Here is a 13,881-nt window from a genome sequence, read left to right on the forward strand (position 1 = left end):
CAAGGTATGCAGCCGAACAGCCACTCCCCTGGCGGAGTTCCGCACGGGATGTGACGGTTGGCCTGCATACCTTGACGAACATACGCAACCTCAGCTCGTACGCGAACGGCGGCGCGAGGCCGGGCGTCGGTCGGACGGCTTGGTGACCGGCAGACCCTGCTCGACCAGCGACGCACGACGTGCGGCCCCGAAGGCGGCGAGCGCCTCGGTGAGCGCTTCGATCGACGGCTCCGGCGACATCACGTCGACGCGCAGGCCGTGCTCCTCTGCGGTCTTGGCGGTGGCCGGACCGATCGCCGCGATCACCGTGGAGGTGTGCGGCTTGCCCGCGATGCCGACCAGGTTGCGGACCGTGGACGAGGAGGTGAAGACCACCGCGTCGAACTTGCCCGTCTTGATCGCGTCGCGGGTCGGCGCGGGCGGCGGGGCCGCCCGGACGGTGCGGTAGGCGGTCACGTCGTCGCACTCCCAGCCGAGGTCGACCAGGCCGGCGATGAGGTTCTCGGTGGCGATGTCGGCGCGCGGGAGGAAGACCCGGTTGATCGGGTCGAGGTCCTCGTCGTACTCCGGCCACACCTCGAGCAGACCCGCGGCCGACTGGTTGTCGGTGTGCGGCACCAGGTCGGGACGCAGGCCCCAGGCCTCCAGCGCCTGCGCGGTCTTCTCGCCGACGGCGGCGATCTTCAGCCCGGAGAAGGCGCGGCAGTCCAGGCCGTACTCGTCGAACTTCTCGCGCACGGCACGCACCGCGTTGATCGAGGTGAAGGCGATCCAGTTGTAGCGGCCCTCGACCAGGCCGCGTACGGCCTTGTCCATCTGCTGCGGGTTGCGCGGCGGCTCGACGGAGATCGTCGGGACCTCCTCGGGCACGGCGCCGAAGCCCTTCAGCTTCAGCGACAGCGCCGGCGCCTGCTCCTTGGTGCGCGGCACCAGGACGCGCCAGCCGAAGAGCGGCTTCGTCTCGAACCACGAGAGCGTCTCACGCAAGTTGACCACCTTGCCGATCACCACGATCGCCGGCGGCGCCATCCGTGCGGCACGAGCGTCGACGGCGATGTTCTCCAACGTCGACTCTACCGTCGCCTGCTCGGTCGTGGTGCCGACGCGGGTGATCGCGACCGGGGTCTTGGCCGAACGGCCCGCGGCGATGAGCTCCTTGGCGATGTCACCGATCATGCCGACACCGGAGAGGAGGACGAGCGTGCGGTTGTCCGCGTACTGGCTCCAGTCGATCTTCTCGTTGCAGGTGACGACCGCGACCTCTTGGTGGTCCTTGGTCGTCAGCGGGATGCCGGCGTAGGCGGGAACAGCCGACACCGACGAGACGCCGGGGACGATCTCGAAGCCGATGCCCGCCTTGGCGCAGGACTGCGCCTCCTCGGGGCCGGAGGCGTAGAGGAAGGGGTCGCCGGTCATCAGGCGCACGACGCGCTTGCCCAGCTTCGCCTGCTTGACGACGGCCTTGGCACGGGCGGCGTTGGCCAGCGGCTGGCCGTCCACGCCGAACCCGCCGTCGATGAACTCGGGTCCGATCGGTTCCGGGGTCTCTTCACCCTCGGCCGGCTCGACCGGCTCGGGGATGCCGAGTACGCCGCGCACCAATGATGCGTGCTCGGGGGCCTCGGTCACGACAACATCGGCCTGCTTCAACAGGTCGATCGCCCGTACCGTCAGCAGCTCAGGGTCACCGGGACCGCTGCCGACGAAGGACACCCAGCCCAGTGGGGTGGTCGAGCTGTGCTCGACCGTCTGCTCGGTGGTCTTTGCTCGGGTCATGCGTTGTGCACCTTGTCCTGCTCGGGAGCGGTCTGGGGGGAACCGCCCGTGTCCATGACAGCCTGGCCTGGGTCCGCGGGATCGTCGGTCAGGTCTGCTGCACCCTCGGCGAGCATCTCCTCCGCGAGCCGGCGGCCGACGCCTGCGGCGTCGTCGAGCGGCCCCGATGCGGAGAGTCGAACCGAGAGCGAGCCGTCGAGTGAGAGCGCCACTGCCCGCACCCACAGCTCTGGTCCTTCCTCACCCTCCACCACGTCGGCGAGGGTCCCGATGGGCGCGGCACAGCCACCTTCGAGGGTGGCGAGCACCGCGCGTTCCGCCTCGACAGCAGCTCGGGTGGGCGCGTCGTCGAGGGAGGTCAGAATCTTGCGTACGTCGGCGTCGGCGTCACCCTCGCGGCACTCGACCGCCAGGGCCCCCTGACCGGGCGCGGGCAGCACCTGGATCGGGTCGAGGACCTCGGTGACCTCGTCGAGGCGGTCGATGCGGGCGAGGCCGGCACGGGCGAGGACGACGGCGTCGAACTCCCCGGAGCGGACCTTGCCGATGCGGGTGTCCACGTTGCCGCGGATGCCGGCGAGCTCCAGGCCGAGGCCGAGGGCCTTGATCTGGGCCACGCGTCGAGGCGAGCCGGTGCCGACCCGCGAGCCCGGCGGGAGCTCGCCGAGGGTCAGGCCGTCCCGGGCCACGATCACGTCACGCGGGTCCTCGCGCGGCAGGATCGCGATCAGCTCGATGCCCTCTTCGGGGTAGGTCGGCAGGTCCTTGAGCGAGTGGACCGCGAGGTCGATCTCCTTGGCGTGGAGCGCGTCACGCAGCGCACTGACGAAGACGCCGGTCGAGTTCGCGCTGGTCAGCGGGGTGTTCGACGCCTGGGTGCGATCGCCGTCGGAGACGATCTCGACCAGCTCGACGATGTGGCCCTGGGCGCGGAGCATCTCCGCGACGAGGGTCGACTGGGTGACGGCGAGCTGGGATCGGCGGGTGCCGAGGCGAAGAGTTCTCATGAGTGGTCTCCTGGGACGTCGGCCCGGGTGACGGCCGAGACCGCGTCCTGGTCGAGTGCGAAGAGCTCGGCGAGAGCCGCGGCGTAGGACACCGCCCCGGTCTCGTTGGCGAGCTCCTTGACCCGGACGGTCGGCTCGTGGAGGAGCTTGTCGGCCACGCGGCGTACGGTCCGGAGGACCTCGGCGCGGGTCGCCGAGTCGAGCTCGGGGAGACGACCGTCGAGTCGGGCCATCTCGGCGTCGACGACGCCGGTGGCCATGCTCCGCAGCGCGACGACGGTCGGCGTGACCGCGGACTGGCGACGGGCACTCAGGAAGGCCGCGACCTCCTGGGTGACGATGTCGCGGACCGCGAGCACCTCCTTGCCGGCGGGCGAGGCGTGCAGCTCGTCGGCGAGGGCGGCCAGGTCGATCAGGGTCACGCCCGGGAGCGAGGCCGCGGCGGGGTCGATGTCGTGGGGCAGCGCGAGGTCGATCAGCGCGACCGGGTGGCTGCTGCGGTCGCCGACCATGTCGGCCGGGACGAGCAGCCCGCTGGCGCCCGCGCAGGTGATGACGATGTCGGCGGCCGCGATCTCCTCGGCCAGCTTGTCGAGGGACGTCGCGCGTGCGGCGTACTCCTTGGCGAGGCGCTCGGCGTTGGCCGTGGTGCGGTTGACCACGACGACGTCCGCGGCCCCCATCCGGGAGACGGTGGCGGTGGCCAGCCCGGCCATCGCACCGGCGCCGACGACGGCGACCCGCTTGCCGCGTACGTCACCCACGGCTCGGGCCGCCCGGCCCAGCGACGCCGTCACCAGTGAGGGTGCGGCCCGGTCGATGTCGGTCTCCGCGCGCGAGCGCTTGCCGACCCGGAGCGCCTGCTGGAACAGGCTGTTGAGCGCCGGTCCGACCGTGCCCATCTCCTGGCCGAGCTGCAGAGCGGCACGGGCCTGCCCGAGGATCTGTCCCTCGCCCACGGCCATCGAGTCGAGCCCCGCGGCCACCTTGAACAGGTGGGAGACGGCGCCGTCGTCGTAGTGGACGTAGAGGTGCGGCAGCATCGTCTCGAGCGTCTGGCCGGCGCCCTCGATGATGCGGCGGGAGAGCTCCTCGACGGAGCCGTGGAAGCGCTCGACCTCGGTGTAGATCTCGAGGCGGTTGCAGGTCGCGATGACCGCTGCCTCGCTGACGTGTTCACAACCAGCCACGTCGGTGAGGAGCTTCTGCAGACCGTCCGCGTCCACCGCCGCAGCCTCGAGCAGCGAGACCGGCGCAGAGTTGTGGGAGATTCCGACGACCAGAACACTCATGCGGTAATCCCTTCCTCGGAACCATTGTCCACCGTCTCGTCCGCCTCTGCAGCCTTGCGCGACTCGTGATACGCGAGGATCTGCAGCTCGATCGAGAGATCGACCTTGCGTACGTCGACACCCGGCGGCACGTTGAGCACCGCGGGCGCGAAGTTGAGGATGCTGCTGATGCCGGCCGTGACCATCGCGTCGGCCACGTCCTGGGCCGCGGTCGCAGGCACCGAGATGACGCCGATCGAGACCTGCTCGGCCGCGACGATCTCGGCCAGGTCGGCGAACGGCCGGACCTCGAGCCCGGCGACCGTGCGGCCCTGCATCTGCTCTGCCGCGTCCAGAAGGGCGACGGTGCGGAAGCCGCGGCTGCTGAAGCCGGAGAAGTTGGCGAGCGCCTGACCGAGGTTTCCGATACCGACGATGATGACCGGCCAGTCGTGGGTGACGCCGATCTCGCGGGCGATCTGGTAGCTCAGGTAGTCGACGTCGTAGCCGACCCCACGGGTGCCGTAGGAGCCCAGGTAGGAGAGGTCCTTGCGCAGCTTGGCCGAGTTGACCCCGGCGGCCGTGGCGAGCTCCTCGGAGGAGCAGGACGCGATGTTGCGCTCTGCGAGCGAGGTCAGCGCTCGGAGGTAGACCGGGAGCCGGGCGACGGTCGCCTCGGGGATGTCCCGGTGGGCGTCGTGGGCACCGCTGCCCTCGCCCGTATTCGTACTCCGTGCCGTCACGCTCTGCTCTTTCAATGCCGGCGCCACAGACGGGGGCTTTTTAGCCCGGGATCGCCCTGCGGCTCAGCCACCATACGGACTTTGTGACCGCGAGAACAAACTCGCAGAGCGTCGGCTAGCACACGTGTTTGCGGAGTTGTCAGAGGGGGGTTGTTCAGGGTATTGGGCCGATCGACAGTTATTCTGGGGAGCGCGCCAGCGCTGCCCTCAGTCGCTCCTCGGACACACGCCAGAAGTCGTGCTGCTTCCCGTCGACGTACGTCACCGGCACCTCGTTCGTGAAGCGCTCGCGCAGCTCCTCGTCGGCGTCTATGTCGACCTCGGTGTAGTCGTCCCCGACCACCGTCTCGACGACCAGCCTCGCCTCGTCGCACAGATGGCAGCCCTGACGGGTGTAGAAGGTCACACGCGGTTCCATCCGACCATCTTGGCACCAGGCGCTGCTTCAGCATGTGAAGGCGCCGGCCATACGCCGCCCAGCACGCACCCTGGCGGCGTTGCCACCCCTCGACAGACGCCCGGTATGCCTTCGGGGCGGCGCCTTGCCAGGTCACGCACTGGACGACGTATGGCTCGGCGCCACATGCTGAAACAGCACCTGGGTCCCGCTGGGGCCTCCGGACCACTACTGTTGGCGAAATGAGCAGCGCCAGCGACCGCCGCCGCGCCGAGCTGCGGCGAAAAGACCTCAAACGCCGCTCGGCTCTCGCCGGCGAGGCATCGGCTGCGGCCGCGGAGATCGAAGCCTGGCTCTACCCCGCAGGCGGAGACCCGACGGCGGCAGCCTTCTTCGACGTGGACAACACGATCATGCAGGGCGCGACGATCTTCCACCTGGCCCGCGGTCTGTACCGGCGCAAGTTCTTCCGTACGCGGGACATCGCCTCGGCCGCGTACAAACAGGCCTACTTCCGCGTGGCCGGCGTCGAGGACCCGGCACACATGGAGTCGGCGCGCTCGTCGGCGCTCTCGTTCATCCGCGGCCATCGCGCCGAAGAGGTCGAGAGCCTCATGGAGGAGATCTTCGACGAGGGCATGGCCCACCGGATCTGGCCCGGCACCCGGGCTCTCGCGCAGACCCACATCGACCAGGGGCAGCGGGTGTGGCTGGTGACCGCCGCGCCGGTCGAGGCCGCCCGGGTCATCGCCCGGCGGCTCGGGCTCACCGGCGCCCTCGGCACGGTGGCGGCCACGGAGGACGGCGTCTACACCGGCGAGCTGGTCGGCGAGATGCTGCACGGGCCGGCCAAGGCGGAGGCCGTCAAGGCGATCGCCGCACGTGAGAACCTCGATCTGTCTCGCTGCGCGGCCTACTCCGACTCCTACAACGATCTGCCGATGCTCTCGCTGGTCGGGCATCCGTGCGCGATCAACCCGGACGCGCGCCTGCGCGCCCACGCCCGCGAGAAGAGCTGGCCGATCCGGGACTACCGCACCGGGCGCAAGGCCGCCCGGGCCGGCGTGGTGACCGCGGCCCTGGGCGGCGCGGCCACAGGGGCGATCGCGGTGGCGATCGCGCTGCGCGGACGACGGGAGTGATCGGCCGGTTGGCGACCCTTATGCACGGGCGGGTATTCACCCCCGTGTCGGGAAATTGCCAACACACGCCGACACGACTTCGGCTCGGGACCTGACATCGGGATGCCCTAACCCGTAAGGTTGGGCTCGCTCAGGGGGAGTCTTCGGGAGGGACCCACATGTCGCGCCGCGCCAATGACGTCCATCGTCGCTTGGATGCGCTGCGCGCTGCGGTCGCGCTCCTGATGAACGAGGGCTACGAACCCGCCTACGCCGGTGTGGCCGGTGCGACCGGCCCGTTCGCCGAGCCCGAGCGTCGCGGCTCGGGCGGCACGCACGAGAAGCCGCGCTCCGACAACGAGCCCGACGACGACACCGAGCTCGCCGCCTCCTCGGAGGAGAGCGAGGCCGACCGCACCCGGCTGATCGCGCTGGTCGAGCTCGCCCGCAAGGGCGACAAGGAGGCGTTCGGCCTTCTCTACGACCACTACCACGGCGCGGTCTACCGCTTCCTCTTCTACCGGACCCGTTCCACCCAGGTCGCCGAGGACCTCACCTCGGAGACCTTCTTCCGGGCGCTGCGCTCGATGACCGGCTTCCGCTGGCAGGGCAAGGACTTCGGCGCCTGGCTGATGACCATCGCCCGCAACCTGGCCACCGATCACTTCAAGGCGGGACGTACGCGCCTGGAGATGACGACGGAGGACATGGGTCTGCACGACTCCGCGGCCGACGGTCCCGAGAAGATCGTGATGGCCGGGATCACCAACGAGATGCTGCTCGGCGCACTCTCCAAGCTTCCCGACGAGCAGCGCGACTGCATCATCATGCGTTTCCTCCAAGGGCTGTCCATCGCCGAGACAGCGGCTATCCTCGGACGCAGCGACGGAGCCGTGAAACAGCTCCAGCTACGCGGGATCCGCAATCTCGCAAAGCAGATGCCTGACGGGATCCGCTGATGACTGTGTTCCGCACCACCTTGAATGCTCGACCGGTTGCCGTAACCCGCGGCCGGGGCGACTCGTTGTCCGACATGGCTGGGCCTTGTGCACAGCTGTTTCGACGAATCCCTCACTGCCGATACCGAGTAGGAACCCTCCGATGAGCCCGGCGTTTCCGGCGCGAAAGCGCGCCGACGAGTTCGACCGAATGGTCGCGGCGCACTCCGCGACCGATCGGCGATCCTCGCATTCTGCCGACGAGCTTCGCGATCTGGCAGCCTTCGCTTCGTCGCTCTCCACTCTCAGCGACTCCGCCGTGCCTCGCCGCGACTTCTCCGTCTCGCTCCGCGAGCGCCTCATGGAGGCCGCCGACACCGAGCTCGTGCCGGCTCCGCGCGTCGAGAAGACGGTCGAGCGCAAGCTCACCGTCGGGTCCGTACGCAGGCCGCGCCGGCAGCGCAAGCTGGCCGTCGCCCTCGCCGCGATGGCGATCGTCGGTGGCACCGCAGGCGCTGCAGCCGCCTCGCAGACCGCGCTTCCGGGCGACTCGCTCTACCCGGTCAAGCGCGCCGTCGAGAACGTCTCCGCCGGATTCACGGTCAGCACCCAGGCCCGCGGCATCCGGATCCTCGAGGACGCCGGCACCCGCCTGCGCGAGGCCAAGTCGCTGGTCGCCGACGCGCCGATGACGGACTCCGAGCGGGTCACCACGACGCTCGAGACCTTCTCGCGACAGGCCGCCCACGGCTCCGACCTGCTGATCAGCGACTTCGAGAAGTCCCAGGACAACGACTCGCTCGCCCTGCTGCGTACGTTCGCGGCCGATGGCGTCGAGGAGCTGGCCGAGCTGAGCCCGCAGGTCCCCGAACGTGCCGAGCCGGCCGTCTCCGACGCGGCCCAGACGCTCGTGCTGATCGACCAGGCCGCCGCCCAGCTCTGCCCCACCTGCGAGGGTGGCATCACCGAGCTCCCCGCGACGCTGGTCTCCAGCCTCACCTCTGAGATCGACGGGCTGCTTCCGGCCGACACCGTCGTCGAGGCCGAGGCGCTGCCGCCGCTCAGCCCGGACGACAACGCCCTCGATCTGCCTTCCATCGATCCCGACAAGATCGGTCCCGGCTCGGTGACCGACCCCAAGGACGAGAAGGACGACGACAAGGACCAGCCCTCCGAGGCTCCGGAGGACGACGGCAGCATCCTGCCCACTCCGACGCCCTCGGAAGGCGGCCCGTCCGAGGAGCCCGGCACCGACACCGGCACCGTGACGGACCCCGTCACCGGTCTGGTCACCGGCGTCACCGGCCTGGTCGGCGACGTGCTCGCCGGCGCCACCGGCCTCCTCACCCCGTAGTCCCCGAGGCGTCACGGGCGCTGGTCGAGTTGGCAGACGTCTGCCGCCTCGGTCGGCGCCGCTGACCTCTCGGCCGACGGCGCTGACGACTCGGCCGACGGGGGTGACGCCTCGGCCTGGGTGGGTCAGCCGAAGACGGAGGCGCGCTCGCCCAGCAGGCGGTAGAGAGTCTGCTGGATCGTCTCGCGCACCTGGTCGGTGACGTTGAAGACCAGCATCGGGTCGTCGGCCTCCGAGGCGTCGTACGCATCGGTGCGGATCGGCTCGCCGAACTCGATGAGCCACTTCGACGGGAGCGGGATGAGACCCAGCGGCCCGAGAAGCGGGAAGAACGGCGTGATCGGCAGATAGGGGACGCCGATGACCTTGGCGAGGGCCGGGATGTTGCCGACGAGCGGGTAGATCTCCTCGGCGCCGACGACGGAGAGCGGCACGATCGGGACGCCGGTGCGCAGTGCCGAGGACACGAAGCCGCCACGGCCGAAGCGCTGCAGCTTGTAGCGCTCGCTGTAGGGCTTGCCGATGCCCTTGAAGCCCTCGGGCCAGACGCCGACGAGCTCGCCGTTGCGCAGCATCCGCTCGGCGTCCTCGCTGCAGGCCAGCGTCGCGCCGGCCTTGCGGGCGATGTTGCCGACGATCGGCATCCGGAAGACCAGGTCGGCCCCGAGGGGGCGCAGGTCGCGGCCGATCTCGTCGTGGATCGAGACCATGGTCATCAGGCCGTCCATCGGGATCGTGCCGGAGTGGTTCGAGACGATCAGGGCGCCGCCGTCGGCCGGGATGTTCTCGATGCCGCGCACCTCGACCCGGAACCACTTCTCCTTGATGGGCCGCAGCACCGCCAGCAGGAAGCGTTGGGTGAGCTCGCGGTCGAAGCCGTACTCGTCGACCGAGTATTCGCCCGAGATCCGGCGACGGAGGAACACGATGAACCGAGCCAGCTGCTCCTCCCACTCGGCCCCGAAGACCTCCTTGGCGGCGCTCTCCAGGGCCGCGGCCCAGTCGGCCGCCGGGATCGCCCGCAGCGGGTGTCGCTCGCGTGTCGTGGCGCCGACGAAACCCTGGGCGGCGGACTCAGTCACCGGACGCTCCTGTCAGTCGGCTCTCCAAGGCGGCCAGTGCGCGATCGGCACGATTCGCCGACGGCATCACACTGTTCGCAAAGTCTACGACCGTCTCCTCGGTGGTGTATCGAGGTTCGAAGCCCAGCAGGGAGCGCATCCGCGAGGTGTCGACCCCGCGGCCGTAGGTCAGCAGCGCTCGCAGCTCGGCGGGATACTCGCCACCGCCGAACCTCGCCAGGCCGAAGAGAGGCTCGGGGATCGGCACGGTCATCCGCTGCAGTCGTCGGGCGACCTGGGAATGGGTCAGCACGCCGTCGCCGGCGACGTTGAACGTCCCGGGGACCCCGGTGCGTACGGCATGCTCGAGGACGCCGTAGAGGTCCTGCTCGTGGAGGAACTGCAGGCGCGGGTCGAAGCCGAGCACGTTGGGCACGACCGTGCGCCGGAAGTGAGCCGCGATCGGGCTGACCACGCTCGGCCCGAGGACGTTGGCACAGCGCAGCACGGTGACGGCGATGTCCGGGCGGCGACGGGCGAAGCCGCGGACGTAGGACTCGATGTCCGCCACGTCGCGGGCGTAGCCGGAGGACGGGGTGCGGCGTGGCTCCATCGACTCGGTGAACATCGCCGGGTCGCGGCTGCTCGCCCCGTAGACCTGGGTCGTCGACTTCACCACGACCTGGCGCAGGGACGGCGCGGTCTGACACGCCGCGAGGAGCTGCATCGTCCCGATGACGTTGAGCTCCTTCATCGTCGAACGACCCCCGGTGGTGCCGGGGGTCGCGATGACGCTGAGGTGGACGACGGTGTCGACCTCCTCCTTGGCGATCACCTTGGCGATCACCGGGTTGCGGATGTCGGCTCGGACGAATCCGACCTTGCCGATGTCCCCGCGGGGCGGGGCGACATCGACGCCGATCACCCGCTCGACGTTCGGGTGGCGGGCGGCAGCGCGCGCAAAACGGCGCCCGAGGTCACGCGAGACCCCGGTGACCAGGAGGACCCGACCGGGCCCGGTGCGTTCCGCCACCTACGCCACGTACGTCACTTGCCGAGCTTGCGGCGCTGGACGCGAGTCTTCTTGAGCAGCTTGCGGTGCTTCTTCTTGGCCATGCGCTTGCGACGCTTCTTGATGACAGAACCCACGGGGAACCCTTCACGATCGTTGCAGAGAATGCCGGCCCGGTGCCGACGCGGCCACTCACCGCGGCGCGCGGCAAACAGACCTAGGGGGTAAGACTAACGAAGGCAGGGCACCCAGAGAGAATCGGTGACCCGGCGATACGGGTGTTGCCCCCGCGCCCATCGTGCCCGGGCGCGGGGTCCGACAACTAGCCCGCGTTGTAGAACGAGCTCTTGAGGTATTCGTTCGCGTCGTCCTCCCGAACCCGGAAGGAACGACCGACACGTACCGCAGGCAGCTCGCCCGAGTGAACCAACCGGTAGACCGTCATCTTGGAGACGCGCATCATCGACGCAACCTCGGCCACGGTCAGGAACTTGCTGTCAGAGATGTCTCCAGAAGGAGTAACCATCTGCTTCCACCGTTCTCTCTCGAGTGATCGCGACGCCAGCGGCTTCCCCACCGCTGGTCCCAAAACGCGATCCCAAAGTGAGAATAGGGCCTGATGTGACTGATGGGGAAGGGGACACCCTTGAGAATCTCACATACCACCGGCGTGTCGAGTTGCATTTGGGCGCGACGAAGTGCGGTTTCTCGACCGTGTCGAAACGTGGCGACCGGGCTACGGCATCGGGTCGAGCCCGTGCAGCGGGAACACCGCTGTGCGAGTCGCGTGGACCTGCCGATCCAGCCACGTGCCGGGGTCGTACCCGCTTCCCCAGTCGCGGTAGGCCGGCTCACGCCCGTCCGTCATGCGCAACGGTGCGACCCTCCCGAGGCGCGTCTGCACGTGCTCGCGCCAGCCACCTGGCACGTCGAGCGTCGGCTCCAAGGGATTACCCGAGACTAGCGCAAGAAGGTGGGTCCACGCGCGTGGCACGACGTCGACCACGGCATAACCACCGCCGCCGAACGCCACCCACTTGCCCGCACACACCTCGTGGGCGAGCTCGTGCAGCGCGACGTACGCGGCTCGCTGGCCGTCCACGCTGAGGGCGAGGTCGGCCAGCGGGTCGTCGGTGTGGGAGTCGCAGCCCTGCTGGGTCACCAGGATCTCCGGCTGGAACTCCCGGATCAGGTCGGGTACGACGGCATGGAAGGCGCGCAGCCAGCCGTGGTCGGCCGTCCCCGGCGGCAGCGCCACGTTGACGGCACTCCCCTCGGCCTCCGGACCGCCGACCTCCTCGGCGAAGCCCGTGCCGGGGAAGAGCAGCTGCCCGGTCTCGTGGAGGGAGATCGTCAGGACCCGCGGGTCGTTCCAGAAGGCTCGCTCGACCCCGTCCCCGTGGTGCACGTCCACGTCGACGTAGGCGACCTTCTTCACGCCCTGGTCGAGGAGCCACTGGATGCCGGCGGCGACGTCGTTGTAGATGCAGAACCCGGCGGCGCGTCCACGCATCGCGTGGTGGAGGCCGCCCATGATGTTGGCGCTGTGCAGGCTCTCGCCGGAGAAGACCTGGCGGCAGGCCTCGATGCTCGCGCCGACGATGTGGGCGCTGGCGTCGTGGATGTGCGGGAAGACCGGGTCGTCCTCCGTGCCGAGGCCGTGGGCGAGGTCCGAGTCGCCGCTCCGGCCGGCCTTGATGACCGCCTCGATGTAGCTCTCGTCGTGGACGGTGAGCAGCTGCTCCGGGGTGCCCATCGGCGCTTCGACGACCTTCAGGTGGTCGAGCACCCCGAGCTCGCCGGCCAGGCGCATGGTCAGGTCCACCCGGATCGGCGCCATCGGGTGGGTCGGGCCGAAGTCGTAGTCGGCCAGGCTCTCGTCGTAGACGACCGTCGAGTGCCCCTGGCAGGTGTTCGGCCCTGTGGTCGGCGGAGTCGTCATGGGCCACACGGTATCCGTGAGGTGTGCGACACTGGAGACGTGTTCAGCATTCGTTCCACCCAGTGGTGGTCCGCCTCCTAGGCGGTCCACCTCTTGTCGAGCACTCACATCAGGCCGCCCACGGGCGGCCTTTCTCGTTCGATCGTCGCTGACCCGTGGGCCTCACACCCGAAAGGTCGATCATGACCAAGCGACTCTCCCTCATCACTCCTTCCGGCCGACTGACCCTCGGCAACCTGCTCGGCGCGCTACGGCCGATGCGATCTATCGAGCCTGTCGAGATGGCTGGCTCCGCCGACTCCTCGGCCTTCTACGGGCTCTCCGACCTGCACGCACTGACGCTGCCGCACGAACCGTCGGTGCTGCGTACGCGGACGGAGGAGATGGCCCTCCTCCTGATCGCCTCCGGGCTCGAACCGGCCACGTTGTTCATTCAGTCGCACGTCCCCGCGCACCGGTCGCTCAGCTATCTGCTGGAGTGCGTCGCGCACACCGGTGAGCTGGGGCGGATGATCCAGTTCAAGGAGAAGTCCCGCCGCGTCGGGGCGTCGGTGCGCGCCTCGCTGTTCACCTATCCGGTGCTGATGGCCGCCGACATCCTGCTCTACGGCGCCACTGAGGTCCCGGTCGGCGACGACCAGCGTCAGCACGTCGAGCTCGCCCGGGACATCGCGGTGCGGTTCAACACGACGTACGGCCGGGTCTTCGCGGTCCCGCAGGCGGTGCATCCTGCTTCCGGGGCGCGGGTGATGGATCTCGCCGACCCGACGCGGAAGATGTCGAAGTCGGCCGGCGACGCACACCCGGGCTCGATCTTCCTGCTGGACGACGCCGATGCCGTACGCCGCAAGGTGGCCCGTGCGGTGACCGACTCGGCCGGGGACGTCTCCCGCGACCCTGAGCGGCCGGGGGTCACCAACCTGATCGACATCCTCGAGGCCTGCGGCGGTTCCGCTGCCGGGCTGTCGGGCTACGGCGCTCTCAAGGCGGCGGTCACCGACGCCGTCGTCGCCGAGCTCGAGCCGATCCAGAAGCGCTACCGCGAGCTCGCCGCGGACCGGGCGTACGTCACGGAGGTCTATGCCGCCGGAGCCGCACGGTGCCGCGAGGTGACCGCTCCGGTCCTGGCCGCCGCGGAGGCGGCGATCGGGCTGGCCTGAGGGCGGCTGACCCCGGGTAACACGCTGTTCGTAGGACCACCCGCCCGTTCAGATGGGGCGACCAGACCTACGAACGACGTGTTACCCGGGGCGACTTAC

14 protein-coding genes are annotated in these 13,881 nt (G+C 69.5%); 4 read left to right on the forward strand and 10 right to left on the reverse strand.

What is annotated here, in order from left to right:
* Positions 1–90 precede the first annotated feature (90 nt).
* The 5 genes from OG984_RS18730 to OG984_RS18750 form a co-directional block, all read right to left on the reverse strand.
* Positions 91–1,776: a uroporphyrinogen-III synthase gene (locus OG984_RS18730; protein WP_328527728.1), complete on the reverse strand. Its 1,686-nt coding sequence runs from the start codon at positions 1,774–1,776 to the stop codon at positions 91–93.
* A complete protein-coding gene (gene hemC, locus OG984_RS18735) occupies positions 1,773–2,783 on the reverse strand; it encodes a hydroxymethylbilane synthase (protein ID WP_328527729.1) in 1,011 nt (336 codons plus the stop codon). The genes OG984_RS18730 and hemC overlap by 4 nt, the downstream gene beginning before the upstream one ends.
* Positions 2,780–4,075: a glutamyl-tRNA reductase gene (locus OG984_RS18740; protein WP_328527730.1), complete on the reverse strand. Its 1,296-nt coding sequence runs from the start codon at positions 4,073–4,075 to the stop codon at positions 2,780–2,782. The genes hemC and OG984_RS18740 overlap by 4 nt, the downstream gene beginning before the upstream one ends.
* Complete coding sequence (locus OG984_RS18745) at positions 4,072–4,797, reverse strand: redox-sensing transcriptional repressor Rex (RefSeq protein ID WP_328527731.1); 726 nt, start codon at positions 4,795–4,797, stop codon at positions 4,072–4,074. The genes OG984_RS18740 and OG984_RS18745 overlap by 4 nt, the downstream gene beginning before the upstream one ends.
* A 178-nt stretch (positions 4,798–4,975) precedes the next feature.
* On the reverse strand, positions 4,976–5,215 hold the full coding sequence (locus OG984_RS18750; RefSeq protein ID WP_328527732.1) for a glutaredoxin family protein: 240 nt from the start codon (positions 5,213–5,215) through the stop codon (positions 4,976–4,978).
* A 221-nt stretch (positions 5,216–5,436) separates the two neighbouring features.
* Between OG984_RS18750 and OG984_RS18755 the strand changes: the two genes are divergently transcribed.
* The 3 genes from OG984_RS18755 to OG984_RS18765 all read left to right on the forward strand — a co-directional run bounded on the left by OG984_RS18755 (position 5,437) and on the right by OG984_RS18765 (position 8,607).
* On the forward strand, positions 5,437–6,336 hold the full coding sequence (locus OG984_RS18755) for an HAD family hydrolase (protein ID WP_328527733.1): 900 nt from the start codon (positions 5,437–5,439) through the stop codon (positions 6,334–6,336).
* A 191-nt stretch (positions 6,337–6,527) separates the two neighbouring features.
* Positions 6,528–7,274: a sigma-70 family RNA polymerase sigma factor gene (locus OG984_RS18760; RefSeq protein WP_328527734.1), complete on the forward strand. Its 747-nt coding sequence runs from the start codon at positions 6,528–6,530 to the stop codon at positions 7,272–7,274.
* Positions 7,275–7,416: 142 nt separating this feature from the next.
* On the forward strand, positions 7,417–8,607 hold the full coding sequence (locus OG984_RS18765) for a DUF5667 domain-containing protein (protein ID WP_328527735.1): 1,191 nt from the start codon (positions 7,417–7,419) through the stop codon (positions 8,605–8,607).
* 125 nt (positions 8,608–8,732) lie between these two features.
* Here OG984_RS18765 and OG984_RS18770 read toward each other — a convergent pair whose 3' ends face one another.
* The 5 genes from OG984_RS18770 to OG984_RS18790 all read right to left on the reverse strand — a co-directional run bounded on the left by OG984_RS18770 (position 8,733) and on the right by OG984_RS18790 (position 12,622).
* Positions 8,733–9,689 (reverse strand): lysophospholipid acyltransferase family protein, encoded by a 957-nt coding sequence (locus tag OG984_RS18770; RefSeq protein ID WP_328527736.1) that lies wholly within the window; start codon positions 9,687–9,689, stop codon positions 8,733–8,735.
* The gene (locus OG984_RS18775) at positions 9,682–10,701 is read right to left on the reverse strand and encodes an NAD-dependent epimerase/dehydratase family protein (protein WP_328527737.1); all 1,020 of its coding nucleotides are present in this window, start codon (positions 10,699–10,701) and stop codon (positions 9,682–9,684) included. The genes OG984_RS18770 and OG984_RS18775 overlap by 8 nt, the downstream gene beginning before the upstream one ends.
* Positions 10,702–10,715: 14 nt before the next feature.
* Positions 10,716–10,817, reverse strand: coding sequence for a 30S ribosomal protein bS22 (locus tag OG984_RS18780; RefSeq protein ID WP_008356322.1), 102 nt, complete (start codon positions 10,815–10,817; stop codon positions 10,716–10,718).
* Positions 10,818–11,002: 185 nt separating this feature from the next.
* A complete protein-coding gene (locus OG984_RS18785) occupies positions 11,003–11,206 on the reverse strand; it encodes a helix-turn-helix domain-containing protein (RefSeq protein WP_008356311.1) in 204 nt (67 codons plus the stop codon).
* A 210-nt stretch (positions 11,207–11,416) separates the two neighbouring features.
* Positions 11,417–12,622 carry an acetoin utilization protein AcuC gene (locus tag OG984_RS18790; protein WP_328527738.1) on the reverse strand — a complete coding sequence of 402 codons (1,206 nt, stop codon included), beginning with the start codon at positions 12,620–12,622 and terminating at the stop codon, positions 11,417–11,419.
* Positions 12,623–12,804: 182 nt separating this feature from the next.
* Here OG984_RS18790 and trpS point away from each other — a divergent pair, with 182 nt between their 5' ends.
* Positions 12,805–13,782 (forward strand): tryptophan--tRNA ligase, encoded by a 978-nt coding sequence (trpS, locus tag OG984_RS18795; protein ID WP_328527739.1) that lies wholly within the window; start codon positions 12,805–12,807, stop codon positions 13,780–13,782.
* Positions 13,783–13,881 lie beyond the last annotated feature (99 nt).

The organism is Nocardioides sp. NBC_00368 (assembly GCF_036090055.1).
In the GTDB taxonomy this organism is placed as follows: domain Bacteria; phylum Actinomycetota; class Actinomycetes; order Propionibacteriales; family Nocardioidaceae; genus Nocardioides.